At 40.5% G+C, this 24,717-nt stretch carries 20 protein-coding genes; all 20 read right to left on the bottom strand.

The window, feature by feature from the left end:
- Positions 1–304 precede the first annotated feature (304 nt).
- The 20 genes from EKM78_RS06300 to EKM78_RS06205 all read right to left on the bottom strand — a co-directional run bounded on the left by EKM78_RS06300 (position 305) and on the right by EKM78_RS06205 (position 24,585).
- Complete coding sequence (locus EKM78_RS06300; protein WP_125770486.1) at positions 305–1,132, bottom strand: Cof-type HAD-IIB family hydrolase; 828 nt, start codon at positions 1,130–1,132, stop codon at positions 305–307.
- A 205-nt stretch (positions 1,133–1,337) separates the two neighbouring features.
- On the bottom strand, positions 1,338–1,649 hold the full coding sequence (gene trxA / locus EKM78_RS06295) for a thioredoxin (protein WP_125770484.1): 312 nt from the start codon (positions 1,647–1,649) through the stop codon (positions 1,338–1,340).
- Positions 1,650–1,723: 74 nt separating this feature from the next.
- Positions 1,724–4,078 carry an endonuclease MutS2 gene (locus EKM78_RS06290; RefSeq protein ID WP_125770483.1) on the bottom strand — a complete coding sequence of 785 codons (2,355 nt, stop codon included), beginning with the start codon at positions 4,076–4,078 and terminating at the stop codon, positions 1,724–1,726.
- 111 nt (positions 4,079–4,189) lie between these two features.
- A complete protein-coding gene (locus tag EKM78_RS06285; protein ID WP_125770481.1) occupies positions 4,190–4,723 on the bottom strand; it encodes a CvpA family protein in 534 nt (177 codons plus the stop codon).
- Between the two features lie 141 nt (positions 4,724–4,864).
- On the bottom strand, positions 4,865–5,164 hold the full coding sequence (locus EKM78_RS06280; RefSeq protein ID WP_125770479.1) for a DUF1292 domain-containing protein: 300 nt from the start codon (positions 5,162–5,164) through the stop codon (positions 4,865–4,867).
- A gap of 9 nt (positions 5,165–5,173) precedes the next feature.
- On the bottom strand, positions 5,174–5,608 hold the full coding sequence (gene ruvX / locus EKM78_RS06275; RefSeq protein ID WP_125770477.1) for a Holliday junction resolvase RuvX: 435 nt from the start codon (positions 5,606–5,608) through the stop codon (positions 5,174–5,176).
- Complete coding sequence (locus tag EKM78_RS06270) at positions 5,608–5,865, bottom strand: IreB family regulatory phosphoprotein (protein ID WP_048703872.1); 258 nt, start codon at positions 5,863–5,865, stop codon at positions 5,608–5,610. Before EKM78_RS06270 ends, ruvX begins: the two co-directional genes overlap by 1 nt.
- Before the next feature lie 63 nt (positions 5,866–5,928).
- Complete coding sequence (gene alaS / locus EKM78_RS06265; RefSeq protein WP_125770475.1) at positions 5,929–8,577, bottom strand: alanine--tRNA ligase; 2,649 nt, start codon at positions 8,575–8,577, stop codon at positions 5,929–5,931.
- Positions 8,578–8,826: 249 nt separating this feature from the next.
- Positions 8,827–10,173, bottom strand: coding sequence for a DEAD/DEAH box helicase (locus tag EKM78_RS06260; RefSeq protein WP_125770473.1), 1,347 nt, complete (start codon positions 10,171–10,173; stop codon positions 8,827–8,829).
- A complete protein-coding gene (locus EKM78_RS06255) occupies positions 10,174–11,130 on the bottom strand; it encodes a DHH family phosphoesterase (protein ID WP_125770471.1) in 957 nt (318 codons plus the stop codon).
- Positions 11,123–12,232: a DNA polymerase IV gene (gene dinB / locus EKM78_RS06250; protein WP_342768440.1), complete on the bottom strand. Its 1,110-nt coding sequence runs from the start codon at positions 12,230–12,232 to the stop codon at positions 11,123–11,125. Before dinB ends, EKM78_RS06255 begins: the two co-directional genes overlap by 8 nt.
- A 39-nt stretch (positions 12,233–12,271) precedes the next feature.
- Positions 12,272–13,711, bottom strand: coding sequence for a glucose-6-phosphate dehydrogenase (gene zwf / locus EKM78_RS06245; protein WP_125770467.1), 1,440 nt, complete (start codon positions 13,709–13,711; stop codon positions 12,272–12,274).
- Positions 13,712–14,161: 450 nt separating this feature from the next.
- On the bottom strand, positions 14,162–14,656 hold the full coding sequence (yajC, locus tag EKM78_RS06240; RefSeq protein ID WP_245994798.1) for a preprotein translocase subunit YajC: 495 nt from the start codon (positions 14,654–14,656) through the stop codon (positions 14,162–14,164).
- Positions 14,657–14,738: 82 nt separating this feature from the next.
- The gene (tgt, locus tag EKM78_RS06235) at positions 14,739–15,884 is read right to left on the bottom strand and encodes a tRNA guanosine(34) transglycosylase Tgt (protein WP_125770465.1); all 1,146 of its coding nucleotides are present in this window, start codon (positions 15,882–15,884) and stop codon (positions 14,739–14,741) included.
- A gap of 658 nt (positions 15,885–16,542) precedes the next feature.
- Positions 16,543–17,577 carry a tRNA preQ1(34) S-adenosylmethionine ribosyltransferase-isomerase QueA gene (gene queA / locus EKM78_RS06230; protein WP_125770463.1) on the bottom strand — a complete coding sequence of 345 codons (1,035 nt, stop codon included), beginning with the start codon at positions 17,575–17,577 and terminating at the stop codon, positions 16,543–16,545.
- Positions 17,574–18,593 carry a Holliday junction branch migration DNA helicase RuvB gene (gene ruvB, locus EKM78_RS06225; protein WP_125770461.1) on the bottom strand — a complete coding sequence of 340 codons (1,020 nt, stop codon included), beginning with the start codon at positions 18,591–18,593 and terminating at the stop codon, positions 17,574–17,576. The genes queA and ruvB overlap by 4 nt, the downstream gene beginning before the upstream one ends.
- A 12-nt stretch (positions 18,594–18,605) precedes the next feature.
- Positions 18,606–19,202: a Holliday junction branch migration protein RuvA gene (gene ruvA, locus EKM78_RS06220; protein ID WP_125770459.1), complete on the bottom strand. Its 597-nt coding sequence runs from the start codon at positions 19,200–19,202 to the stop codon at positions 18,606–18,608.
- Positions 19,203–19,204: 2 nt separating this feature from the next.
- Entirely contained in the window at positions 19,205–21,127 is a 1,923-nt protein-coding gene (mutL, locus tag EKM78_RS06215; protein WP_125770457.1) for a DNA mismatch repair endonuclease MutL, read from the bottom strand.
- A 14-nt stretch (positions 21,128–21,141) separates the two neighbouring features.
- Positions 21,142–23,769 carry a DNA mismatch repair protein MutS gene (gene mutS / locus EKM78_RS06210; protein WP_125770455.1) on the bottom strand — a complete coding sequence of 876 codons (2,628 nt, stop codon included), beginning with the start codon at positions 23,767–23,769 and terminating at the stop codon, positions 21,142–21,144.
- A 12-nt stretch (positions 23,770–23,781) separates the two neighbouring features.
- The gene (locus EKM78_RS06205; RefSeq protein ID WP_125770453.1) at positions 23,782–24,585 is read right to left on the bottom strand and encodes a TIGR00282 family metallophosphoesterase; all 804 of its coding nucleotides are present in this window, start codon (positions 24,583–24,585) and stop codon (positions 23,782–23,784) included.
- Between the last annotated feature and the right edge of the window lie 132 nt (positions 24,586–24,717).

Raw genomic sequence — 24,717 nt, 5'->3', positions numbered from 1 at the left:
AACCGCCGTATACGGAACCGTACGTACGGTGGTGTGAGAGGTCGGTAGCCTAGCTACCTCCTACTCGATCGGCTGAGCCCATATAGCGCCCCACCCCTCCACCTAGATAGTAATCGATGTCACTCTCTTTTTTTTAGTTTTACCGACTTTTTCTTCATAAATTGGCACTACTAGTGCTTCCTATTCTGCACTTGTCTATCTCAATCTTATTGTTAATTGTAAAGCAAGGAACATTTCATCTGCTCCTTGCTTTTTTGTATTCTATTTATTTTAATTTTTAGTAATTCAATTAGTTTCAATTCAATTAATTTTCATTTACTTCTGTTAAATATTTTCTTACTATTGCTGCTACGCCACCTTCATTATTACTTTTGGTTACTACTTTTGCTTCTCTTTTTACTTCTTCTGGGGCGTTGGCCATGGCTACTCCAAGGCCGGCTTCTTTTATCATTGGTAGGTCATTGAAGTTGTCGCCTATTGCTATGGTTTTTGATAGATCTGTTTGGTAGTAATTCGACAATTCTTTTAGTGCTTGGGCTTTGCTGGCTGATTTGTCTATTACTTCTAAATAATTTTCTTTGGATAGGACGAAGTTGCTGTTTGCCCAATTTTTCTTGGACAATTGTTGATTTATTTTTTGGATGATGCAGGTTTCTCCTATTAGTAGCAATTTGTGGACTGGGTTTGTTTGGATGAAATTGCTTAGGTCAATTACAGTTGGATTGATTTTGGTGATCCTGGCTTCTTCTTGGACCCAACTGTCGATTTTTTGGACGTACCAGTTTGCTGCTGAATAGAGGTTTGCTGAGACTCTTGGATAATTATTTTGGACAAAAGTTAAAATCTTTTGGACTTCTGAAGTTGGTAGTTCATGACTTGATATTACTGGTGAAGTATTATTTGAAGGATTTACTAAATATGCGCCGTTGTAGCAAGATAGAGGATTTTTGGTCAATCCCATTTGACTAGCAATGGTGGACATCCCTTTTGGCGAACGGGCTGACGTTAATACAAATGGGATGCCGAACTCTTTTAGCCGTTCGATTTCTTTTACTAGTTCTTGATCTACTTGTTGATGATCATCCAATATTGTTCCATCTATATCGCTTAAAACTAATTTAAAAGTATTCACAACAACATCTCCTTTTGATTACTAAAAAAGTATTTTCACGAATATGCTTGTTTGACATTAAAGTAACAAAATCACAAATAATATTCAATCGTGCAGTTACTAAATAAGCGAGCGTGTTATTTCTAAAGTTTTGCTTGCTTTTACACACTGACGAAAGAATAAAAAAAGCGCTGCAAGATATTTCTCTTGCAACGCTGGTGAAAAATTAATCTGTGTAATCATCCAAAATCTTAGCTAATTGTGCTTTGCTGTGAAATCCTGTTAGCTTGTCAACAACTTCGCCATTTTTAGTGATCACTAATGTTGGGATAGCCATGATGCCGTATGATTGTGGAGTCTTTGGATTTGCATCGACGTCCATCTTCATAAACTTAACTGCATCATTTTCTTCTGACAATTCCTCGATTACAGGTGATTGCATACGACAAGGACCACACCATGTAGCCCAGAAGTCTGTTAGGACGACACCCTCTTTAGTTTCGTCAGCATATGTTGCATCTGTTACTTCATCAACCATTTTGTTCACTCCTTTTAAACTTTCAATAAGATATTATCACTTTTGTAATTATTAGAATACCATTTTGTCTTGAATTACAAATCTACTATCGTTGCACCTGATCCACCAGAGCTTGCTGGGGCGTAACCAAACGACTTGACCCGTGGATTACTTTGCAAATATTTAGTTACACCTTTTCTAATTACTCCTGTACCAAATCCATGAACGATCGTAACTTGATTATATCCTGCCAGCAGCGCTTCATCAATATATTGATCAAGATCGGCCATGGCCTCTTCATATCTTTCCCCTCGTAGATCGAGTTTAGTAGATAAGGTCGAACTCTTGGTACGTTTAACCATTGTCGGTTTCTTTTCTTCTTCTTGGGGTTTTTGATTAGTTTTTTCTAGGTCAGTACCATCGAACTTCATCTTCAAAATCCCTAATTGAACTTCAAACTTGTTATTCTTATCTTTTCTAACGATCGTTCCGAATTGACCGTAAGGGATTGCCTTGACCTCATCACCGACTTTTAGCTCTTGTTGGCGCTTAGCTCGTCTGAGAATGCGATTTTTCTTCTTCAAGTCTTCTTGGTGGAGATTCTTTAAATCAGTCCGTGCTGAGATTATTTGATCAGCTTTGACGGCATTTCCTTTACGCTCTAATTCCTTTAACCGATCAATGATCTTCTCGGTCTTTTTCTTGGTGCTAGCCACGATTTGATTAGCGCGAACTTTGGCTGCACTGATCTCATTATCTTTCGAGTTTTCCAACGCCGTTCTTTCAGATTCATATTCGGATTCAAGCTGTTTATTCTTGGCTAACTGCGATTCTAACTTCTCATTATTAGCTTCAAACTCTTTACGGCGCTTCTCCAGATCGTTGATCATATTGTTCAGATCTTGGCTTTCGCCACTCATCAAGGCATTACCTCGATCGATGACGGAACGATCCATCCCTAATCTAGCCGCAATGTTCATCGCATTACTTGCCCCGGGGATCCCGATCAAAAGTCGATAAGTCGGTTTGAGTGATTTGTCATCAAATTCCATGCTGGCATTGATAGTATTTTCTGTGTTGTATGCATAGATCTTTAATTCAGGATAGTGAGTGGTTGCCATGATCTCTGGATTTGACTCCGAAAGTTTCTCCAAAATGGCGATAGCAATCGCTGCACCTTCTTGAGGATCAGTTCCTGCTCCCAACTCGTCGATCAAAACTAAGCTGCGTTCAGTGACGTTTTTCATGATATTAATAATGTTATCCATGTGTGACGAGAAAGTACTTAGATTTTGCTCAATTGACTGTTCATCACCGATATCGACAAAGACTTCGTCAAAGACCGCTACTTGGCTTTCCTCATGTGCTGGAATAAATAATCCAGCTTGTGCCATGATCTGGATCAAACCGAGCGTTTTCATTGTGATAGTTTTACCACCAGTATTAGGTCCGGTGATCAACATTGTTCGATAGTCTTCACCGATCATAATGTCGTTGGCAACCACTTTATCGGGATTGATCAAGGGATGCTTAGACTCTTTTAAATCAACGATATTATCGCGAGAAACTAGTGGTTCCGTAGCCTTGATCTCGTTGGCATATTTAGCCTTGGCATTGATCAGATCAAATTGCGCTAACACTTCATTATTCTTTAAGATATCATCGATCTCTGGTCTAACTAAGTCAGACAGTTCACCTAAGATCTTGATTTCTTCTAACTTTTCAAATGTTTGGGCATCGTGTAATTGGTTATTCAAACCAACGACGGCTTGTGGTTCGATATAAAGCGTTTGGCCACTGGCACTTTGGTCATGAACTACTCCACCGAATTTCGTTCGATATTCCGTTTTAACTGGGACAACGAATCTGTCATCACGGAGAGTGACGATTGCTTCAGTCAAATATTTCGTGTTTTTACCACGAGTAAATTGTTCCATGGCAGACCTGATCTGTTCATTATAGCGATTGATCTGATTACGGATGTATGCTAGATCTTCAGAGGCGGTATCAAGCACTCGACCAGATTCATCGATCGACTTCTCCAATCGGTTCGTCAAAGTAGGATTATTAACTAATTTGTCGCTGAGGTTGAATAGTTCACGTAAAGGAACTTCATCGTCCTTCAAAGTTTCAAAAAATTCTTTCAATTCAGAAGTATTTTTCAAAACTTGGCCAATGGCAGCCAATTCGGTTCCATTCAAGTTTCCTTCTTTTTTGAGACGATTTGCTTGATCATGCAAGTCATCCAATTTACGCACCGGGATCTCACCCTTTAGACGGACAATATCGATGCCATCTTTGGTTTGATCGATCAGACGGTGAACGATCGATTCGACCGACATCGGCATCAACTTCTTGAGTAAGCCTTTCCCACGCGATGTTATTAGATACTTGGCAATTTCATCTTTGATCTTGTCAAATTCTAAAACATTTAATGCTTTATTATTCATAGAAAATCTCCGTTTATTTTGAATTTAAAAAAGGTTAATCCTCCGTTTCAAAAAATAGAATGTTCTATCCTTTTCCGCTCAGAATTAACCTGACTTATTGCACTTATTTAGCTAGATCCACAAAGCAGGTAACCACTTAGAAATTACCGGTGACGCTTCGATCATTGCTGAAGCAATAAAAGAATGCGACAGGGCATTTTGAATGCCCGCAACTGGGATCATTGCAGAAATTAATAAAATCATAAAAATAGTGACGTAAGTCACTACTAGTCCTAAGATACCACCACTTAAAATATTCACATCGTAAGGCATTGGAACGTATGTCAAACGTTTGAAGTATAAACCTGCAAAACGCATGATGATCCAACCAACGACGCAAACAAAAATGAAAGCGAAGGCACGATAAAATGCATCGTCTAGTTCCATACCAACTTTAGTTGAAAAAAAGGCAAATTCACTGCCTAAATTAGCCGATGGATAAGGCACGAGCATTTCGAATTTTGGTCCCAAAAAGCGAAAGCTTAATAAAGCCAGGCCAAAGAAAATAGCATAACCTATCGTGTAAAAAGCTTGCATAGCAAGACCTCTTCTAGCTCCTGCATAAAAACCATAAACTAATAATAAAATTAATATCAAACTTAGCATTTTATCCCCTTAGTGTCAGTTCAGTGTATTGCTTAATTTTATCACAATTACCTCGAAACGAAATAATTGATAAATTTAAATCAAGAAAACAATAAATTACGAACCATGAAATAAATCATGATCCGTAATTTACTAAATGTCTTAATCTTCATCACCTGTGAATGTATTAAGTACTTCTTGAACCATTTCCCATTCTTCTGGGTCGTCGATAGCTGTTAATTCACCAGCATCAACATCGCCATTTTCATCAGGAGAAAATGAGAATGCTTGAACTTCGATCTCATCTGATCCTTCTTCCTTCTTAGGATAAAGGATCACGTAAGACTTCCCATAATCATCAGATTCAAATGTAAATAAAATCTTGTAAGTTTCTTCGTTACCTTGATCATCACTTAAAATAACTTCGTTTAAATCTTCGTTTGATCCGGATTTTTCACTCATAAATTCCACCTAATTTCGTGTTAGCTTGCCTTTTGCATCGAGATAATTTTGTAAAATCATCTCGGCGGCAATTTTATCAATTACTTTCTTACGCTTACTACGCGAAACATTAGCCTCATCTACTAACATGCGTTCAGCCTGTACAGTCGTTAATCTTTCGTCAATGAAGTCGACTGGAAGTCCAAACTTCTCAGTGACCATTTTGCCATATTCGCGGGACTTCTCGGCACGTGGTCCCTCACTATTGTTCATGTTCTTGGGAAGGCCGATCACGATACCTGTGGCTTGCTTGTCTTTAATGATCTCACCAAGGCGATCCAATCCAAAATCTGCTTCATTTTCATTGATCCGTATGATCTCGACACCTTGGGCGGTCCATCCTAACAAGTCACTAGCAGCCACTCCTACAGTCCTAGAACCTACGTCTAATCCTAATAGGCGCATTACTTATTTTGGTTGAGATAGCTCTTGACTAATTCTTCGATTATCTCATCTCGCTCGTGTTTTAAGATCAAGTTTCTGGCGTCATTATGACGAGGAATATAAGCTGGATCTCCTGATAGCAAATATCCAACAATTTGGTTAATTGGGTTATATCCCTTTTCTTCTAATGATTGATAAACGCTTTGCAAAGTTTCTTTGACGTCTTTGCCTTTGTTTTCGTTAAAATCAAAACTCATTGTTTTATCAAGTGAACTCATGGCAAAACCTCCATTTACTATTATTAAGTGACTGTTAGTAATCATGTTCTATTATATAACATTTTAATTATTTTTAATAATATCTTTAGCTAATTGTAATGCTTTTGTTAAACCATCAGGATTTTTACCACCAGCTTGAGCCATATCAGGACGGCCACCGCCACCACCGTTGATCTCTCTAGCGATTTGTTTGATGATGTCGCCAGCTTTTAATCCTTTAGATTGAGCGTCTTTGTTAACAGATACTACCAAATTAGCTTTTTGTCCAGAACCAGCTCCTAAGATCAAAACGTCTGACTTGTTTTCACTCTTCCACTTATCAGCTAATTGTCTCAAAGTCGACATGTCGTCAGCTGAAATGACATTAGCGATGACCTTGATACCATTGATATCTTCAACTTTGTCAAAGACTTCGGCTGACTTTTGGCTAGTTAATTGCACTTTCAAGTTTTGGTTGTCGCGTTTTAATTGTTTAACTTCTTCCACTAATTGATCTGCACGTGCCGGAACATCCTTAAGTTGGTTGACCTTCATGTTTTGAGCTGTTTCTTTCAAGTTAGTCAACTGATCATTCAAGTATTCAAAGGCTTCTTCACCTGTGACGGCATCGATCCGACGTGTCCCAGAACCGACAGCTGATTCAGAAGTGATCTTGAACAGACCGATCTCTGAAGTATTGGCTACGTGTGTACCCCCACAAAATTCAACTGAATAATCATCGATCTCAACGACCCGGACCATATCACCGTATTTTTCACTGAAAAGTGCGATGGCACCCTTTTTCTTCTTAGCTTCTTCAATTGGTAATACTTCGGTCTTGACTGGGATAGCTGCCCAGATCTTCTCGTTAACGATCTTTTCAAGTTCTTTGATCTGATCGTCATTGAGCCCTTCGTTGTTATTGAAGTCAAAACGTAAATATCCTGGCTCGACTAAAGAACCCATTTGGTGCGTTCTTGGTCCAACGACATCACGCAATGCTTGGTCAAGCAAGTGAGTTGCTGTATGGTTGTGACGAACTTTTTCACGGAAGTCGACGTTGATCTTCAAAGTATATTCTTTGTTAACTTCCAATTCAGAAATAATGTGAACTAAGTGAATATTTTGACCGTTTGGTGCATGTTGGACATTCAATACTTCAGCGACTTGGTTGTTGTTTTCGTCATAAATATTCCCGATATCAGCTACCTGTCCACCCATTTCAGCATAAAAAGGCGTCTTGTCAAAAATCAATTGTGCTTTATCCGCCGTCATAGAAACTGAATCGACCATTTCGTCATTAACGACGATATCTTTCAATGTGGCTTTGATCTCATTGTGGTCATATCCGACAAATTCACTTTCAGTCTTGATCTCCATTAAGGTTTCATCTTGCATCCCCATTGATTGTAGATCGCCGCGGGCAGCACGAGCACGTTCTCTTTGAAGTTCCATGTTGTGTTTGAAGCCATCTTCATCAACACTCAAACCTTCGTCATGGGCATATTCCATCGTCATTTCGAGTGGGAATCCGTAAGTGTCGAATAACTTAAAGGCACTTTCACCGTCGATAACTTTTTCGTTATTTTGTTTCAAGTTGTCGATCACACCATTCAATAATTTCAAACCGTCATTCAATGTTTCCGAAAAACGTTTTTCTTCGGCTTCGATCGTCTTAGCGATGAATTCTTGTTGTTGGCTAACTTCTGGATAGTAGCTTTCCATGATCTTACCAACGATCGGAACTAATCTGTACAAGAATGGTCCGTTGATCCCTAATTTCTTACCATTCAAGACCGCACGTCTGATCAAGCGACGGATAACGTAGCCTCTTCCTTCGTTTGAAGGTAAGGCGCCGTCACCAACAGCAAAGGATACTGTTCTAGCGTGGTCAGCAATGATCTTGAAGGAAACATCATCTTCATCATTTTGATCGTATTTGCGTCCGTCAGAAAGGTCTTCTACGTGATTGATCAAAGGCATGAATAAGTCAGTTTCAAAGTTAGTTCTAGTTCCTTGAATGATAGAAACTAATCTTTCCAGTCCCATACCCGTATCAATGTTCTTATGTGGTTGTTCAACGTATTTACCAGAAGGTAAATGATTCAATTCTGAGAATACGATGTTCCAAACTTCTAGATAGCGTTCATTTTCACCACCAGGATAGTTCTCTGGATCGTTTTCGGCTAAATTGTTGAAGGATTGTCCACGATCGTAAAAAATCTCTGAGTCAGGTCCACAAGGACCTTCACCGATATCCCAGAAGTTGTCTTCGACTTTGTAAATATGAGTGGGATCAACTCCGACCTCTTGCCAGATCTTTTGCGTATCTGTGTCTTTTGGATAAGTTGTAACGTAGATCTTATCTTCGTCCATATCCAACCACTCAGGGCTTGTTAAAAATTCGTATGCCCAAGGAATTGCTTCTTTTTTGAAATAATCGCCGACCGAGAAATTACCTAGCATTTCAAAAAATGTTTGGTGACGAGCCGTTTTACCAACGTTTTCAATATCGTTAGTTCTAATACACTTTTGCGCGTTGGTGATCCGTGGATTCTTGGGGATCACTGTTCCGTCAAAGTATTTCTTTAAAGTGGCAACCCCTGAGTTGACCCACAATAAAGTTGGATCGTCGACTGGTACTAGTGAAGCACTAGGTTCGATCGTGTGACCTTTTGTTTGGAAAAAGTCTAAAAACATTTGTCTGATTTCTGCACTGGATAAATTCTTCATTTATTCTCCCTTAAAACAAAAATCGCTGCAAAAATCAAGGACGCCCATGCGCGGTACCACCTTGTTTGCAACGATTATCGTTTGCCTCTCAACAAATTTATATATTTCAAAAATTAACTGGCAGCAATAAATAGTCATCTTCTCGGCATTCTCACCTACTAGCCTTCTCTTAAGAATTGGTGCTATTTATTATATCCAGTAGAAATTTTAATTTTAAACCGCTGATTTGTCAATATTTATGGTCATTAACTACAGTGATTTGTTACGACGAGCTTTTCGAAGATCACGCTTCTCTTGACGATTCTTGATCCGTCTTTGTTGACGCTTCTCAGTCGAGATAGCATTCTTGATCTTCTTCTTGTAGCCAGGTTTGCGCTTGACCTTTTGTTTCTTAACATAACCAACTAGCTTAGTATCAAGTTTTTCAGTCGTAGCCTTACGCTGAACACGACGGTCACGGTCGTAACCATCTACGATCTCACCGTTCTTGATTTCCTTAGGTTGGAACTTGATGCCCATATGCTCGATCTCAGCGACTTTATTTTCCTCACCGGGATCATACAAAGTAATAGCAATTCCTGACATCCCATTACGGCCAGTCCGACCAACACGATGGATAAAGAATTCAAGGTCATCAGGAATCTCAGCGTTGATCACATGAGATACACCATTGATATCAATACCACGAGCAGCCAGATCCGTGGCTACGACAAATTGAAATTCTAAATTCTCGATCTGCTTCATGACCCGTTTTCTTTCACGAGGCGTCAATCCACCGTGAAGTCGAGCCACTTTAAGTCCTTGTTGTTTCAAGTATTCATAAATACTATCTACGGTCTTTTTAGTATTAGCAAAGACTAAGACCATGTATGGTTCACCGATAGTCATTAATTTGTAGATCATCGCTTTTTTATCGCGTCCGTGAGTAAACATTAACCAGTTATCAACATTCTTAGAGATAACGTGCGAATTCTTGATCTCGATCTTCTTTGGACCTGTTAAATACTTTTGCAAAAATGGTTCTAGCTTTTGAGGAATAGTTGCTGAGAAGACGGCTGTCTCATGGTGTTCTGGCATCTTCGCAGCAATATTAATAACGTCATCTAAAAAGCCCATATCCAATGTCATATCGGCTTCATCGACGATAAAGCGCTCAACATTTTCGACATGTAAGTCATTTTCCTTGATCAAATCCCACAGGCGTCCAGGAGTCCCGATGGCGATCTGTGGCTGATGAGCAGCAAGTTTTCTTTGCTGACGTTGTTTGTCAGTTCCACCGACAAAGATAAAAGCATTGTAGTCTTCGCCAAAATTCTTCAAGATCGCCTGAGTATCTTCGTAAATTTGATAAGCCAATTCACGACTCGGCGTGGCGATCAAAGCTTGGACTGTAGGTTCTTTGGTGATCGAATTGAGGATCGGCAATAGGAAAGCATGCGTCTTCCCTGAACCAGTCATTGATTGGACGATTACGTCCTTCTTCTTATTTACCAATGGGATAACAGCTTCTTGGACCTCCGTAGGTTCATCAAAGTTGATATCTTTCAGTGATGCATTGATTGCATCTTTAAAATTGTATTGTGAAAATTTTGTCATCTATTCACCTTTCTTATAGTAGTCATTTACTATTTGGATCAGTTCTTGAAACATTTCTTCGACTTCAGCTAAATCTTTAGCATCAGCACCACTAGCTAAGGGATGGCCACCGCCATTGTGCTCTTTTGCTAATTCATTGATGATCGGTCCTTGAGAACGTAAATGCATTCTAAAGGTACCATCGTCTTTTTCAACAGCTTCTAACCAAGCGTGAACTTCGTGTAAACGTCCTGGCGTAGAAACGACTGAATTAGCTTGTTCACGAGTGATATTTAACTTATCGATCAAAGCTTGATCAATGACAGCCACAGCTGCGCCTGATTCATCGATCTTCAAGCGATTGAATAACTCGCCTTGTAATTTAGCTTGAGCCAACGTGATCTCATTCATTTTGATATTGATATCTTTAGCATCGATCCCGAGGGCTAAAAATTCACCAGCAACGTTCATCGTATGTTGAGTCGTTGCTGGGTAAAGGAAGCGACCAGTGTCACCAACTATACCAGCATATAAATAATAAGCAACATTTTTCGTTAATTTCAGATCACTGACTTCAGCAATCAAATCAGCAATGATCTCAGATGAAGAACTAGCATCAGTATTCACGAACAACTGATCGCCATATTGATCGTCATTAGGATGATGATCGATCTTGATCAAAAACTTACCATTATTATAACGGTCATCATCGATCCGTTCCGTATTAGCAGTATCGGTTACGATCACTAAAGCATCTTTAAAGTTGTCATCACTAACTTCATCCATCGTTGAGAGCCACTTCAGACCTTCGACATTATTGCCACCTAATAAGACCGACTTTTCAGGATAAGCTTCTTTGATAGCATTAGCTAAACCTCGTTGTGATCCTAAAGCATCGGGATCAGGATTCGTGTGGCGCAAAATGATGATCTTGTCGTACTCTTTGATCGATTGTGCAATTTCTGAAAAACTATTCATTATTATCCTCGCTTGAAAACAAATTTAGTCGCACTTCTTCATAAGAAAGTGGATCGAGATTAGTGACCGTGATCCCGAGTAATCTGATCTTCTTATCGGTCACGTTCAACTTATTATAAATCTCTGTGGCTACTTGATAAATCTCATCTTCACCTTGAACGTAATCTTGAAAAGTCATCCGCTTAGTAACCGTTTCAAAATCTGAATCGCGTAATTTCAACACTACTGTCTTACCGTGCTGGCGTTTCTTCTTCAAATCAGTGCTGACCATTTTGGCTAATTTCCGCAATTCTTGCAACACATCTGCACTGTATACAATATTGTGGATATAAGTCCGTTCACGTCCGATCGACTTACGAGTCCTTTGACTTTCTACTGGAGAGTCATCGATCCCGTGCACTCGACGAAACATTACATACCCCATTTTACCAAACGTATCGATAAAAGTATCCTGATCTAAGTTTTGCAGATCCTCACCTGTAAAAATATTCATCTCATGCAGACGTTTTTGCGTCGTTTTTCCGATACCATTAAATTTCTCGATCAGGATCGGCTTCAAGAAATCTTCGGCGTATGCACCTAGAATGATCGTCCGACCAAATGGTTTGCGGTAATCAGAAGCCATCTTGGCTAAAAATTTATTGTATGACATCCCTACTGAACAAGTTAACTTAGTCTCTTTAACGATCCGTTGTTGAATATAATTAGCCACCTTCATCACATTAGGTTCATCTAAATTATTCTTCGTAACATCCAAATACGCTTCATCCAAAGCCACTGATTGATAAGTATCCGTTACTTCCGCAAAAATATTATGAATGTACTCCGAAGTCTTGCGGTAAAGTTCGAAATTTGGTGGAGCGATAACTAGTTTCTCCTTGGGGATCAACTCGATCGCTTGCTGAGCCGGCATGGCCGAATGCGCTCCGTATTTTCGGGCATTGTAATTCGCTGTCGTCACGACCCCGTGATGATTATTCTTCCGTGGATCAGGTGCCACGATCAAACACTTCTTCTTATATTCTGGATGCTCTCGTTCTTCGCAAGACGCAAAAAAAGCATCCATGTCAACATGGATGATCTTTCGGTTTTCTTCAACTATAATTGGAATCTTTAAAAATCCGATGATTTACACCACCAATTAGTCGTCCCAGACCCAAGAATTTCCGTCGCGTTCAAGCAACTCAGCTGCAGCATCGGGACCCATAGTCTTACTCATATAATTTGGAAAATCAGGAGTTTCATTATCCCATTGATTTCTAATTACATCAACATATTTCCAAGCGTTTTGCAATTCATTCCAAAGAGTAAAGTGGATCTTATTGCCATCTAAAATATCGATCATGAGATTTTCATAAGCCTCACGTTCATTATCAAAGAAGTGCGGATCTTCAGGGAAACTAATGAAGTCTTGGTTAGCTTCCTTATAATCGATACCATTAACTAGGATCGAACTGCCATTTTCCGGCTCGATCAAAAATATCACCGTTGTATTAGGATTCAAACCTAGTTCTTTGATCTTATCATTAAAAACGATATCGATCCGTGAAGATTTGACTGGCATTCTCTTACCTGAACGGACGTAGAATGGAACATTGTCCCAGCGTGAGTTTTCTAACATGATCTTGCCAGCCGCGAAGGTCTCGATATTTGACTTAGGATCAACATTATCTTCATCACGATAAGCCTTCAATTTGCCAGTAGCATCTTCATCGTATTGTCCCCGAACAAAATCACGGTCAACTTCATCCGGTTGTAGAACTTTCAAGCTATCAAAAACATCACGTTTAACTTCGTGGATCGAGTCTGAATCGAGCTTTGCTGGCTTATCCATAGCAACAGCACCAATGATCTGCATAATATGGTTTTGGATCATATCACGGAGGACACCAGCTGTTTCATAATAACCGCCACGGTCTTCAACACCCAATGATTCTGAAAGTGTCACTTGAACATTTGAGACATACTGATTGTTCAAGGCTTTTTCAAGCTGAGGATTATTTAGTCTGATATTAGTAAATTGTTGGACCATGAACTTACCTAAATAGTGGTCCATACGATAAATCTCTTCTTCGGAGAAAGTCTTGGTCAACGAACTGTTCAATTCGCAAGCACTATCAAATGAACGACCGAAAGGCTTCTCGATCACGAGTCGGTTGAAACCATTTGTTTTCAAACCTTCTGAGTTAATGTGTTCGGCAACTGTGCCGAAAAATCTTGGAGCAATGGCCATGTAATAAACCCGGTTACTTCCAGTGTCGAACTGGTCATCTAGTTTGGCAGCGAGTTGTTTCAAAGCGATGTAGTGGTCTGAGTCAGTAACGTCATGTGATTGATAGAAGAAATGCTTTGCGAATTCTTCCATCATTTTCTCATCGTCATCGATATCTTTCAGCGATTCAACCACAGTTGAACGATAGTAATCGTCACTCCATGGTCGTCTGGCTGTACCAATAACTGCAAAATGTTCTTTCAAATCACCTGTTTTGTACAAGTTGTACAAAGCTGGATAAAGTTTTCTGTGGGCGAGGTCTCCAGAACCTCCAAAAATGATAAACACCGCTCTTTTTTCATTTGCCATACGTCTGTCTCCTTTTATTGAAGCATCATGCAGATCAATTCTACAACATTGCGATATAAATCGCCTTGATGATGCTCTTTAACTAGTTTATTTGTAATTTAGAAACATCTTAAACCTTCGAGTATGCTCTAAGGCAAGTATTTTCTGTAAGATGTTATTATTTTTGCAAACTTATTTACTAATATCAAATATTATCAACTGGCCAATATTCATCATCATCGATCCATTTTCTGCTCTTCCTCATGCTTTCTTGAAAAAACCAATTATGATGTCATATTTCAAAAACTTTCATGCATCATAGTTGTATTCATCATTACTTGGATTTTTTATCTATAAATAGAATATCACATAAAATAATTCTAACGTATTTTTTATAGAAAAAAATAAAAAAAATAAGCCAAATCTATTCAAGATATTACCCTTGAGTATTTTGACTTATTTTGTAATAAATTATTTATCGTTATCTTCTGATTTTGCTTCTTCTTTTGGAGCATCCTCTGTTGAATCTTTGTCAGCTGGTGCATCTTCCTTAGCAGGTTCTGTGCTTTCAGCTTTTTCAGATGTTTCTTTTGCTTCAGCAGGCTTTTCTTCGGTTGCTTTAGTAGCGTTCTTATTAGTACTGTCTTTAACATTGTCAGCAGGTGTTGCTTTTCTGATAAAGTTCAAATCAAATGTTAAGTAAATACCATCGCAATCAACGACAACTTCTTTGCTGTCACGATCGATCGATTCTACAGTTCCTTTGATTCCACCAAGTGTCATGACTTTGTCGCCTTTTGACATTTGTTTAAGCATTTCTTGACGCTTTTGTTGTTGTTTTCTTTGTGGACGAATTGAAATGAAGTACATACCTACAAATAAGATAATGATGAAAATTAACATTCCATATTGTCCAACTCCACCGGCTGCTGCGGCTCCTAGAGTTAATATATCCAAATTTTCCACCTCGTTAATTTATTCCATATAAATATAGGATACCAAATATTACATGTGGTATCCAGAAAACGAAAACATTTATTCAATAATATTAGAAGTTTTTCGCATTTTTCTTATTGAAACCGTATTGTTCAAAGACATGTTCTCTAAATTCGAGCAAATTATCGTCTTTGATGGCTTGTCTGACGTCTGCCATTAACTTCAATAAGAAGTACAAGTTGTGATAACTAGTTAAATGTGTTCCAAACAATTCGTTCGCATTGATCAAGTGACGAATGTAAGCTCTCGTATAATTACGGCATACGTAACAATCGCAATCCTCATCCAATGGTCGGAAGTCACGAGCATACTTACCGTTTTTAACGACCAAACGACCATGAGTCGTCATACAAGTACCATTTCGAGCGATTCTTGTTGGTAAGACGCAGTCAAACATATCGATACCACGAATAACTCCGTCGATCAAAGCATCAGCTGAACCTACTCCCATCAAGTAACGGGGCTTGTTTTCAGGTAATAATGGTGCTGTGAAATCTAAGACATGATTCATTTCTTGCTTAGACTCACCCACTGACAATCCACCGATCGAGTATCCTGGAAAGTCCATGCTGACCAAATCTTTAGCGCTTTGCTTTCGCAGATCTTCAAAGCCTGCACCTTGAACGATACCAAACAGAGCTTGCCAGTCTGGATTACGATGTGCCTGCAATCCTCGTTCAGCCCAACGACTTGTTCTTTCAACAGAGTCCTTGATGTAATCGTAGCTTTCGAAGAATGGTGGGCATTCGTCCAAACTCATCATAATATCTGGTCCCAGATCATTTTCGATCTGGATAGCTTTTTCAGGTGAGAGGAATTCACGACGACCATTTAAATGGTTACGGAAGTGAACCCCGGCTTCGGTGATATCACGAGTCTTTGCCAAAGAGAAAACTTGGAAACCACCGGAATCAGTTAAGATACCTTTGTTCCAATTCATAAATTTGTGCAAGCCACCTGCTTCTTTAACGATATCCTCTCCAGGACGAAGCCAAAGATGATAAGTATTCGAAAGAATAATGGTAGCACCGATCTTCTCGAGATCTTCTGGAGCCATGTTTTTAACCGTAGCTTCAGTTCCTACGGGCATAAAAATAGGTGTTTCGAAAGTTCCGTGGGGAGTTTCTAACAGTCCTAAACGTGCGCCGGTGTGCTTTTCTTTTTTGAGTAATGTGTATTTTACTGCCGGTTCTGACATATATTTACCTTCCTAAAAAAATGGAGAAAAACCGCTGTTCTTCTCCATTTTTGTGTTTTTCTTTTCAGTTATATTAAACAGGTTTTGTTGGTTGTGGTCAAAGTGGAAATATAATAATATTGATTTTCTTGATCTGGTGGGGATTTGTTGCTTAGGAAAAGTATGGTTAGAGAGGCCTTGCCTGACTGGGAGACTTTTCCATTTACTGCTAGTCAAAAGTATTTCAGACAGCAACCTTTGTCGTAAAAGGATCAGGCATAGTTGGGATGGAAGCTGATGTGTTTTTTCTGGTTCTGACTGCTGCAGGGATTGGTGCTGTTTTGCTTTTCTGGTTCTGATTGCAGAAAACGAGCTCCAGGCGACAGCGGCCTCCGGTTAGTACAGGTGGTCGAGGCACGACTTCGCCACCTACTATGGATTTCTACAATATCTTTGATAGCAAAAGTATCAGTCATGGTTAGGATAGAGGCCGTTTTGTTTTTCCTATTTTGAATGCTGCAGGGATTGGTGCTGTTTTGCTTTTCTGGTTCTGATTGCAGAAAACGAGCTCCAGGCGACAGCAGCCTCCGGTTAACGCGGGTGGTCGAGGCACGACTTCGTCGCACCTTGTTCGACCACCCGCGTTAATCCTCAGCAGCTACCCGTCGCCTTCCGCTCTCTACTTTATAAACATGGCGTCCCCAAAGCTGAAGAACCGATACTTTTCATCGATAGCATGCTTATAAGCATTTAAGATGTTTTCACGTCCGGTGAATGCTGCTACTAACATTACTAGTGTTGATTTTGGTAGGTGGAAGTTGGTGATGAATTCGTCGACTACTTTCCACTCGTAGCCTGGTTTGATGAAGATGTCTGTCCAGCCACTGTCGGCTTTGATCTCTCCGTTGAATTTTGTTCCGATTGTTTCTAGGGTTCTGATCGAAGTTGTTCCGGTTGCTACGATCTTGCCACCGTTTTTTCTCACTTCGTTCAATGTTTTAGCTGAGTCTTCATCTAAACGGTAGAATTCTGAGTGCATGACGTGTTTGCTGATGTCTGATTCTGTAACTGGTCTAAAAGTTCCCAGTCCTACGTGCAGTGTTAGATAAACTAGTTTGACGCCTTTTTCTTGGACTTTTTCTAGTAAGTCTTTGGTCCAGTGCAGACCGGCTGTTGGTGCGGCGGCTGAACCATTTTCTTTGGCGTAGACTGTTTGATAACGATCAGGGTCGTCCAGTTTTTCCTTGATGTAAGGAGGCAATGGCATTTCACCTAATTTTTCCAAGATCTCCAAGAAAATGCCGTCGTAGTGGAACTCGATGATCTTGCCGCCGTGTTCCAAATCTTCTTCGACGGTTGCTTTTAGTTGGCCATCGCCAAAGGTGATGACTGTTCCTGGATGTGCACGGCGAGCTGGTTTCATTAATACTTCCCACTTGTCGCCTTCGGTATTGTTCAAAAGTAAGACTTCTTCGTGTCCGTCAGTGTCTTCTTTTGTTCCATATAGGCGAGCTGGCAAAACTCGTGAGTTGTTCATAACTAAAGCGTCCCCTGGATTCAAGTAATCCAAGATATCGTAAAAATGCTTATCTTCGTAAGCACCAGTTTCGTGATCCAAAACTAGTAGTCGTGAATGGTCACGATCTTTGATCGGCGTTTGGGCGATCAATTCTTCTGGTAAATCGTAGTCAAAATCTTCTGTGGTTAATGTCATTTCTTGTCCTCCTCAGGATATGGATAACCTAAGTGCTCATATCCCTTTCTTGTTACAATGCGGCCTCTAGCGGTCCGCTTTAAAAAGCCCATCTGCATTAAATATGGTTCATAGACTGATTCGATAGTTTCTTGGTCTTCGCCAATATTTGCGGCGATAACTTTGATACCTAATGGCCCACCATTGTATAGTTCGATCATCATCTTCAATATCTTGCGATCCAGCGAATCCAGTCCTTGATCGTCAACTTGCAATTGATTCAACTCAGATTTGGCGATGTCGTAATCAATTTTAGCTTTATTTTCTACTTGTGCAAAGTCACGTACTCGTTTCAATAAACGGTTGGCGATTCTTGGCGTGCCCCGAGATCTGCGGGCGAGTTCGTGAGCGCCATCTTCATCGATCGCAATGTTCAACACACCAGCTGAACGAAACACGATCTTAGCTAACTCTTGTTCACTATAGTATTCCATATGTTCAACGATCCCAAAGCGATCTCTCAATGGTGCTGAAAGCCGTCCTGATGTCGTCGTAGCCCCGATCAGTGTGTAGGGTACTAATTGATGGTGCAGTGATCTAGATTCGGCACCTTGGCCAACAATGATATCAATGTAAAAATCTTCCATCGCCGAATAAAGCACTTCTTCAACCGCTTTAGGCATCCGGTGGATCTCATCGATGAATAAAACATCCCCTGGCGACAATTCATCTAAAACAGCCACTAAGTCCCCTGACTTTTCGATCGAAGGGCCAGTTGTCGTATGAATGTTAACCCCCATCTCATTAGCGATGATCATGGCTAAAGTTGTTTTACCTAACCCTGGAGGTCCATATAGTAAAACATGGTCTAGTGTTTGTTTTCTTTGTTTGGCCGCACGGATGTAGACGTCTAATTCATGCTTGGCTTTCTCTTGACCTAAATAGTCGTCAAAAGTTTGCGGACGGAGAGTCTTTTCAGACTGATTTTCTTTTTCATCCAATGCGTCATCATCAGTTAGTCTGTCATTGTTATCCATTTGCTACCTCCCCTATTTCGTTAATAATTGTAACCCAGCACGCAAGTATGCATCAGCTGAGTCTAATTGTTGTTCTTTAAGCTTATCTTTGATCTTAGCGATTTCTCTAGCAGAATAGCCCAATGATTGTAAAGCTGCAAGTCCATCGAGTAACTCTGGTGAGTCCGTTCCGTTAGTTAGTGGGATCGGTGCTTGCCCCAATGTCATCTGACCTTCAGCAGTAAATTTACCATTAAGATCCAAGATGATTTGTTGAGCGGTCTTTTTACCAATCTTAGGAAATTTAGTTAAAAATTTAACGTCATTATTTTCAATAGCGTTGATCAAACCAGAATGATCTTGACCAGCTAAAATAGCTAAAGCACTCTTAGGTCCGATCCCTGATACGCTGATCAAATTGAGAAAAATCTTTTTTTCATTGAGATCGTAGAAACCGTATAGTGATTGCTCGTTATCGCGCACGATCTGTTCCACAAAGACTTTTGCTGGTTGATTCTCTTCATAGCGATAAGGATTGGCAACTTGGACTTTGTAGCCCACGCCATCAACATCACAAACAATGTAAGCTGGGTCGATGTAAGTAATAGTACCGTTTAAGTATTCAAACATATTTATTCACTTTCTCTAGTGTCATGCGAATCTTGGATCCGCTTGAACATTTTTTCTAAATCTTTGTTACTAAATTGCACTAAAACTGGACGTCCGTGAGGACAGTTGTATGGATTCTCACATTTGGTCAAGTTGTGCATCAAGTGCATGGCTTCTTGATCGTCCAAATGGTGGTTCGCTTTGATTGCCCTTTTACAACTCATCATGATGGCATTTTTCTCCCGAAAGGCGGCCACGCTGATCTTGGAGTCATTTAAAACGTAGTCGATCATTTCACGGATCGTCGATTCTTCTTGTCCCGGGACGAACCACGTTGGATGCGTATTGATGACAAAACTATTTTGCCCAAAGTCTTCCACGTGAAGTCCGATGTCTTCCAAGATATCTTTTTTATCCTTGATCATAATAGCTTCCGTGTTGGAATAATCCAAGACGATCGGCACGAGCAAACGCTGTTGATCAGGGGAAACTTTGCCGATCTCTTCACGGTAATACTCATAGTTGACCCGCTCTTGAGCAGCGTGTTGATCGATCAAATAAAAGCCGTCCTTACTTTCGGCGACTAAATAAGTCCCGTGGATCTGACCGATATAACGCAAATCAGGAAACTCATTGTGCTGATGAGTCTCTTCGACTAATGGCTTGATGTCTTGAACTTGATCATCGTCTGATTCATCAACATCAACTGTTTGAGCTGCTTCGTTTTTTAACCGAGCATCCCAGGATGCCAAATGGTCCTGATCTTTAAAAATCGGTGTGCCGACTAATAAGGGATCAGGTTGGCCGTCATCAGGAACAGCGGGTTGCTTTGGTTCTTTGATCGTCTGCTCGATCTTGTCGATCGTTGGCAAAGTATCAAAAGTGATCTGTTCAGGTTTTTCGATCGGTGGTGTTGGTGATGTTTTGCGACCAAGATTTTTGACAGCATCGGGGATCAAGTTTTGATCGGTCAAGCGTTCTTTGATGCCGGCACTGATCAGATCAGCTATCCTACTTTCGTTAGCTAAACGTACTTCTTGTTTAGTTGGGTGAACGTTGATATCGACTAAGTTAGGATCGAGCTTGATGTCGATCACGGCCACTGGAAAACGTCCGATCATCAGTTTTGAGCCGTAACCACGAATGACGGCATTGGACAGCTGATAGTTTTTAATGTAGCGACCATTTAAGATCATCGACATGTAAGAACGATTGGATCTAGTCGTATCGGGTTTTGAAAAATAACCTTTGATCTGATAATCAGGATCAGAGTTTTCAAAGCTCAACATGTGACTGGCAATCGTCCGGCCATAAATACCGGCGATAGTTTGTTGCAAGTTGCCATTTCCGGAAGTCCAGACGAGATCCTTTTTTTCATGAACTAATCGAAAGGAAATGTCCGGATGTCCCATGGCTAAACGGTCGACGATATCAACGATCCGGTTCAACTCAGTATGCAGCGACTTGATGTATTTGAGCCGAGCAGGCGTGTTGAAAAAGATATCTTCCACGGTGATCGTGGTTCCCTTTGACCGTGCGTGCGTTTCTTTGTGCAATAAAGTGTTGCCGGCAAAATCAGCTTTAACTGCGGATTTGCCATCGGTACTCGTTAGGATCGTCAATTTTGAAACAGAAGCGATACTGGCTAAAGCTTCACCACGAAAACCCAGGGTTTTGATAGCGAATAGGTCACGGTCATTGCTGATCTTACTCGTTGAGTGTGGTTGAAAGGCGATCTCCACCTCATCAGGGTCGATCCCATCACCGTTATCATTTACTTCAATCGACTTCAATCCCGACTGTTGCACCCGGATCAAAATCTGGGTGGCGTGGGCATCGATCGAGTTTTCCACTAATTCTTTAATTACTGAAGCAGGTCGTTCGATCACTTCCCCAGCTGCTATCTGGTTACTTAATTCAACTGGTAATTCATGAATTTTACCCACACATTCCACCTTCCTTACTTAAGTTTTTGTTGCCACTTGTAGAGCAAGTTGATAGCTTCGATCGGCGTAACGTTCATCAGATCTTGCTTCGATAATTCTTCGGCGACGTCTTTAGCTTTCAACATTTCAGGGTCATCTTCAGGGAACAATGACAATTGTCCGTCATCGACTTTTTTCTTGGGTGATTTTTCCTTAACCTGCTTAGGCTTGTCAGCAACTTCTGCCTTAGGTTCAGCAACCACATCGTCTGAGACTTTTATCTCAGCAGCGTTGTTGGACTCTAAGTTAGATAAAATACTGTCAGCCCGAACTAAAACATCGTCTGGTAATCCCGCAAGTTTTGCAACGTGAATACCGTAAGATTTATCAGCTGGACCTGGTAAGACCTTATGCAAAAAGACGAGATTCCCGTCTTCTTCCGAAGCATCAACGTGAACGTTTTTGACACCTGTAAGCTGACTTTCTAACACAGTCAATTCATGATAGTGAGTCGAAAACATCGTCATGGCGTGAACATTTTTATCCAAATATTCAATGATAGCTTGAGCTAGCGCCATACCATCATAAGTTGCCGTTCCCCGTCCTAATTCATCAAAAATGATCAAAGAATTCTTAGTTGCATTTTTCAATGCGTCGTTAGCTTCACGCATTTCGACCATGAAAGTACTGTCGCCTGAGATCAAGTCGTCGGCGGCTCCGATCCGGGTGAAAATATGGTCAAAAATTGGCAAGGTCGCTGCTTCAGCCGGTACAAAACAACCTACTTGTGCCATGATGACCGTCAAAGCTAGTTGCCTCATATACGTACTCTTACCTGACATGTTTGGCCCTGTGATCAGTAAAACATCGGTGTCAGAATCAAATGTCACATCATTAGGGATGTAACTATTATTACCGAGCACCTTTTCCACCACTGGATGACGACCGTTAACGATTTTTAATTGATGTCCTTCAACAAAATCCGGTGCCACATAATGGTAAGTTTCCGAAACAACTGCAAAACTTTGTAAGACATCTAGTTCCGAAAGGATCGAAGCTAGTTCCTGCAAACGTCTGATCTGAGCCTTGACCTTAGCTCTGATTTCATCAAAAAGATGATACTCCAACGACTGCGATTTATCCTCGGCTTCTAAGATCAAGCTTTCTTTTTCTTTCAGTTCTGGCGTGATATATCTTTCGGCATTGGTCAAAGTTTGTTTTCTTTGATATCTGCCTTCAGGGACTTTATCGACATTTCCTCGACTAACTTCAATATAGTAGCCGAAGACTTTGTTATAGCCGATCTTCAAATTGCTGATACCGGTGGCTTCTTGTTCTTTGACTTTTAATTCCGCCATCCAGCGCTTACCGTTTTTTGAAGCGTCGAGATATTGATCTAGTTGGTCATTGTAACCTTCTTTAATGACGCCTCCACCAGTGACTGAAATCGGTGGTTCTTCAACGATAGCTTCTTCGATCAAGTCACGAACGTCAGCGACTTCGTCGATTTTTTCCACAAACGTAGTCAATTGGTCATCCCCAATATCTAAGAGGATCGACTTGATCTGAGGAACTTGTTGCAAAGATGTCTTCAATTGGATCAGATCACGACCATTGACGGTCCCGTAGGCAACTCTTCCGGCTAACCGCTCTAGATCGTAAACCTTTGTTAAATAGTCTTGAAAGGATGAACGTTGAAAATAATTATCCAAAAAGACTTGAACTAAATGTTGACGTGCCTTTAATGGCTTTGATTTGATCAAAGGACGAGCTAACCACTGCTTCAACAGACGTCCACCCATTGCCGTCTTAGTTTCGTCTAAGAGCCACAGCAAAGTACCCGACTTCTTATCAGTCCGGATATTTTTAAATAATTCTAGATTACTTTGGGCACTGTGATCCATTGACAAATAAGCTGAGATCTCATAAGTTTGCGCAGCTTTTAAATGATCGAGCGAACGCATTTGCGTCTTGATCAAATAGCTGATCAAAAGCTTGAGCGTGGTAACTTGCTTGTCATCAGTTACTTGTGAAAAATCAAAACTGTAGTTATCTTCTAAATCAGTGATCTTGGAGATCAAAATACCTAACTTGTGTAAAGGATCGAGATATTTCTTGGCAAAAGTGTCAAAAACGACTGCTTCTTTAGTATTCAAGTTCTGCAATTCGTTGATCAAATCGAGTTGGTTATCAACTGTCGTCACTTTGACTTCACCCGTGGTTAAATCAGCATAAGCTAAACCGAACTCACCTTTGTTGTAGGTGATCGCCGTGATGTAATTATTTTCAGTTGCTTGATTGTTAGCATCCATGATCGTACCAGGCGTTACAACGCGCGTGATACCACGTTTGACCATCTTGCCTTGAGCATCAGCAGGATTTTCCAGTTGATCGCAGACTGCTACCTTGTAGCCTTTGTCGACTAAAGTATCGATGTAGCTTTCCACAGCTTTGTGAGGAACGCCACACATCGGAATACTGTCGTCGGCTTTTTTATTACGAGATGTCAATGTCAATTCCAAGATCTGTGAAGCTTTGACTGCATCGTCGTAAAACATTTCATAAAAATCACCGACCCGATAAAACAAAAAAGCATCTGGAAATTGTTTCTTATATTCCAGATATTGTTCCATCATTGGGGTCTCTTTAGTTTTCTGTGGCATGAATTTCCTCCACTATTGTAAAAATTTTTTATTGTCAGGATTGATTACATAATTCTTAATACTGCGAGCGTAATTAGTTTGATCGTTCACGTCGACCACGCAAAAGCCGATCTGCATCCGCCCGTCTTCATCTACTTCATGTTTCGTTGGTCGCTGGGTCAAAAAGCGAGTGATCACAGGACCACGAGTTATCCCAAGGATCCCGTCGTATGATCCTGTCATTCCGACATCAGTTAAATATGCCGTCTGCTTTTCAAAAACACGAGCGTCATTAGTTGGGACGTGAGTATGAGTTCCCACTACCGCGGCGACTTTACCAGTCAAATACATCCCGGCAGCGATCTTTTCACTAGTCGTTTCCGCATGGAAGTCGACGAACTTAATAGCATCATCATCTAGTGTTGGCAGCAACTGGTCAAATGCCCGAAAAGGATTGTCCAAAGGTTGCATCAAAGCTGTTCCTTGCATGTTGATCACGTAGACCGTCTTTTGATTGACCTTAGTCTTGATGATGCCAGTTCCCGGGATATTATCGCCAGGAAAATTGTATGGGCGCAAAACCTTTTTCTTAGGGTCGTTATACAAGTCAGTTACTTCCATGCGATCCCAGCTGTGATTGCCACCGGAAACAATATCAGCCCCGGCTACTTGGATCTTTTGGTAAGCTGCCGCATTGATGCCTTTGCCGTTCACGGCGTTTTCACCATTGACGATGGTCAACTGTGGTTTGACGACTTGTTTGATCTTTGGCAAATAGGTCTCGAGTGTTTTGATACCGATGTTGCCTACAACGTCCCCAACGAAAAGAATTTTCATATATTTTTGTCCCCTATCTATACTTAAACCATTGTACCAAAGAAACACCTGTTCGGATATTTGTATGGGTTAAATTTCCTATATATATGTTGTTAAATTACGGATTTTAATTATAGCAAAAATTTATTGTCA

Source organism: Companilactobacillus furfuricola (genome assembly GCF_003946325.1).
GTDB lineage: Bacteria > Bacillota > Bacilli > Lactobacillales > Lactobacillaceae > Companilactobacillus > Companilactobacillus furfuricola.
The sequence above is the reverse complement of the archived record's forward strand: the minus strand, read 5'-3'. Positions and strand labels throughout refer to the sequence as shown.

Bases quoted from the DNA above. Each gene is read 5' to 3' on its own strand.
- trxA (WP_125770484.1), bottom strand. From the start codon at position 1,649: ATGGTTGATGAAGTAACAGATGCAACATATGCTGACGAAACTAAAGAG.
- EKM78_RS06290 (WP_125770483.1), bottom strand. From the start codon at position 4,078: ATGAATAATAAAGCATTAAATGTTTTAGAATTTGACAAGATCAAAGAT.
- EKM78_RS06285 (WP_125770481.1), bottom strand. From the start codon at position 4,723: ATGCTAAGTTTGATATTAATTTTATTATTAGTTTATGGTTTTTATGCA.
- EKM78_RS06280 (WP_125770479.1), bottom strand. From the start codon at position 5,164: ATGAGTGAAAAATCCGGATCAAACGAAGATTTAAACGAAGTTATTTTA.
- ruvX (WP_125770477.1), bottom strand. From the start codon at position 5,608: ATGCGCCTATTAGGATTAGACGTAGGTTCTAGGACTGTAGGAGTGGCT.
- EKM78_RS06270 (WP_048703872.1), bottom strand. From the start codon at position 5,865: ATGAGTTCACTTGATAAAACAATGAGTTTTGATTTTAACGAAAACAAA.
- alaS (WP_125770475.1), bottom strand. From the start codon at position 8,577: ATGAAGAATTTATCCAGTGCAGAAATCAGACAAATGTTTTTAGACTTT.
- EKM78_RS06260 (WP_125770473.1), bottom strand. From the start codon at position 10,173: ATGACAAAATTTTCACAATACAATTTTAAAGATGCAATCAATGCATCA.
- EKM78_RS06255 (WP_125770471.1), bottom strand. From the start codon at position 11,130: ATGAATAGTTTTTCAGAAATTGCACAATCGATCAAAGAGTACGACAAG.
- zwf (WP_125770467.1), bottom strand. From the start codon at position 13,711: ATGGCAAATGAAAAAAGAGCGGTGTTTATCATTTTTGGAGGTTCTGGA.
- tgt (WP_125770465.1), bottom strand. From the start codon at position 15,884: ATGTCAGAACCGGCAGTAAAATACACATTACTCAAAAAAGAAAAGCAC.
- queA (WP_125770463.1), bottom strand. From the start codon at position 17,577: ATGACATTAACCACAGAAGATTTTGACTACGATTTACCAGAAGAATTG.
- ruvB (WP_125770461.1), bottom strand. From the start codon at position 18,593: ATGGATAACAATGACAGACTAACTGATGATGACGCATTGGATGAAAAA.
- ruvA (WP_125770459.1), bottom strand. From the start codon at position 19,202: ATGTTTGAATACTTAAACGGTACTATTACTTACATCGACCCAGCTTAC.
- mutS (WP_125770455.1), bottom strand. From the start codon at position 23,769: ATGCCACAGAAAACTAAAGAGACCCCAATGATGGAACAATATCTGGAA.
- EKM78_RS06205 (WP_125770453.1), bottom strand. From the start codon at position 24,585: ATGAAAATTCTTTTCGTTGGGGACGTTGTAGGCAACATCGGTATCAAA.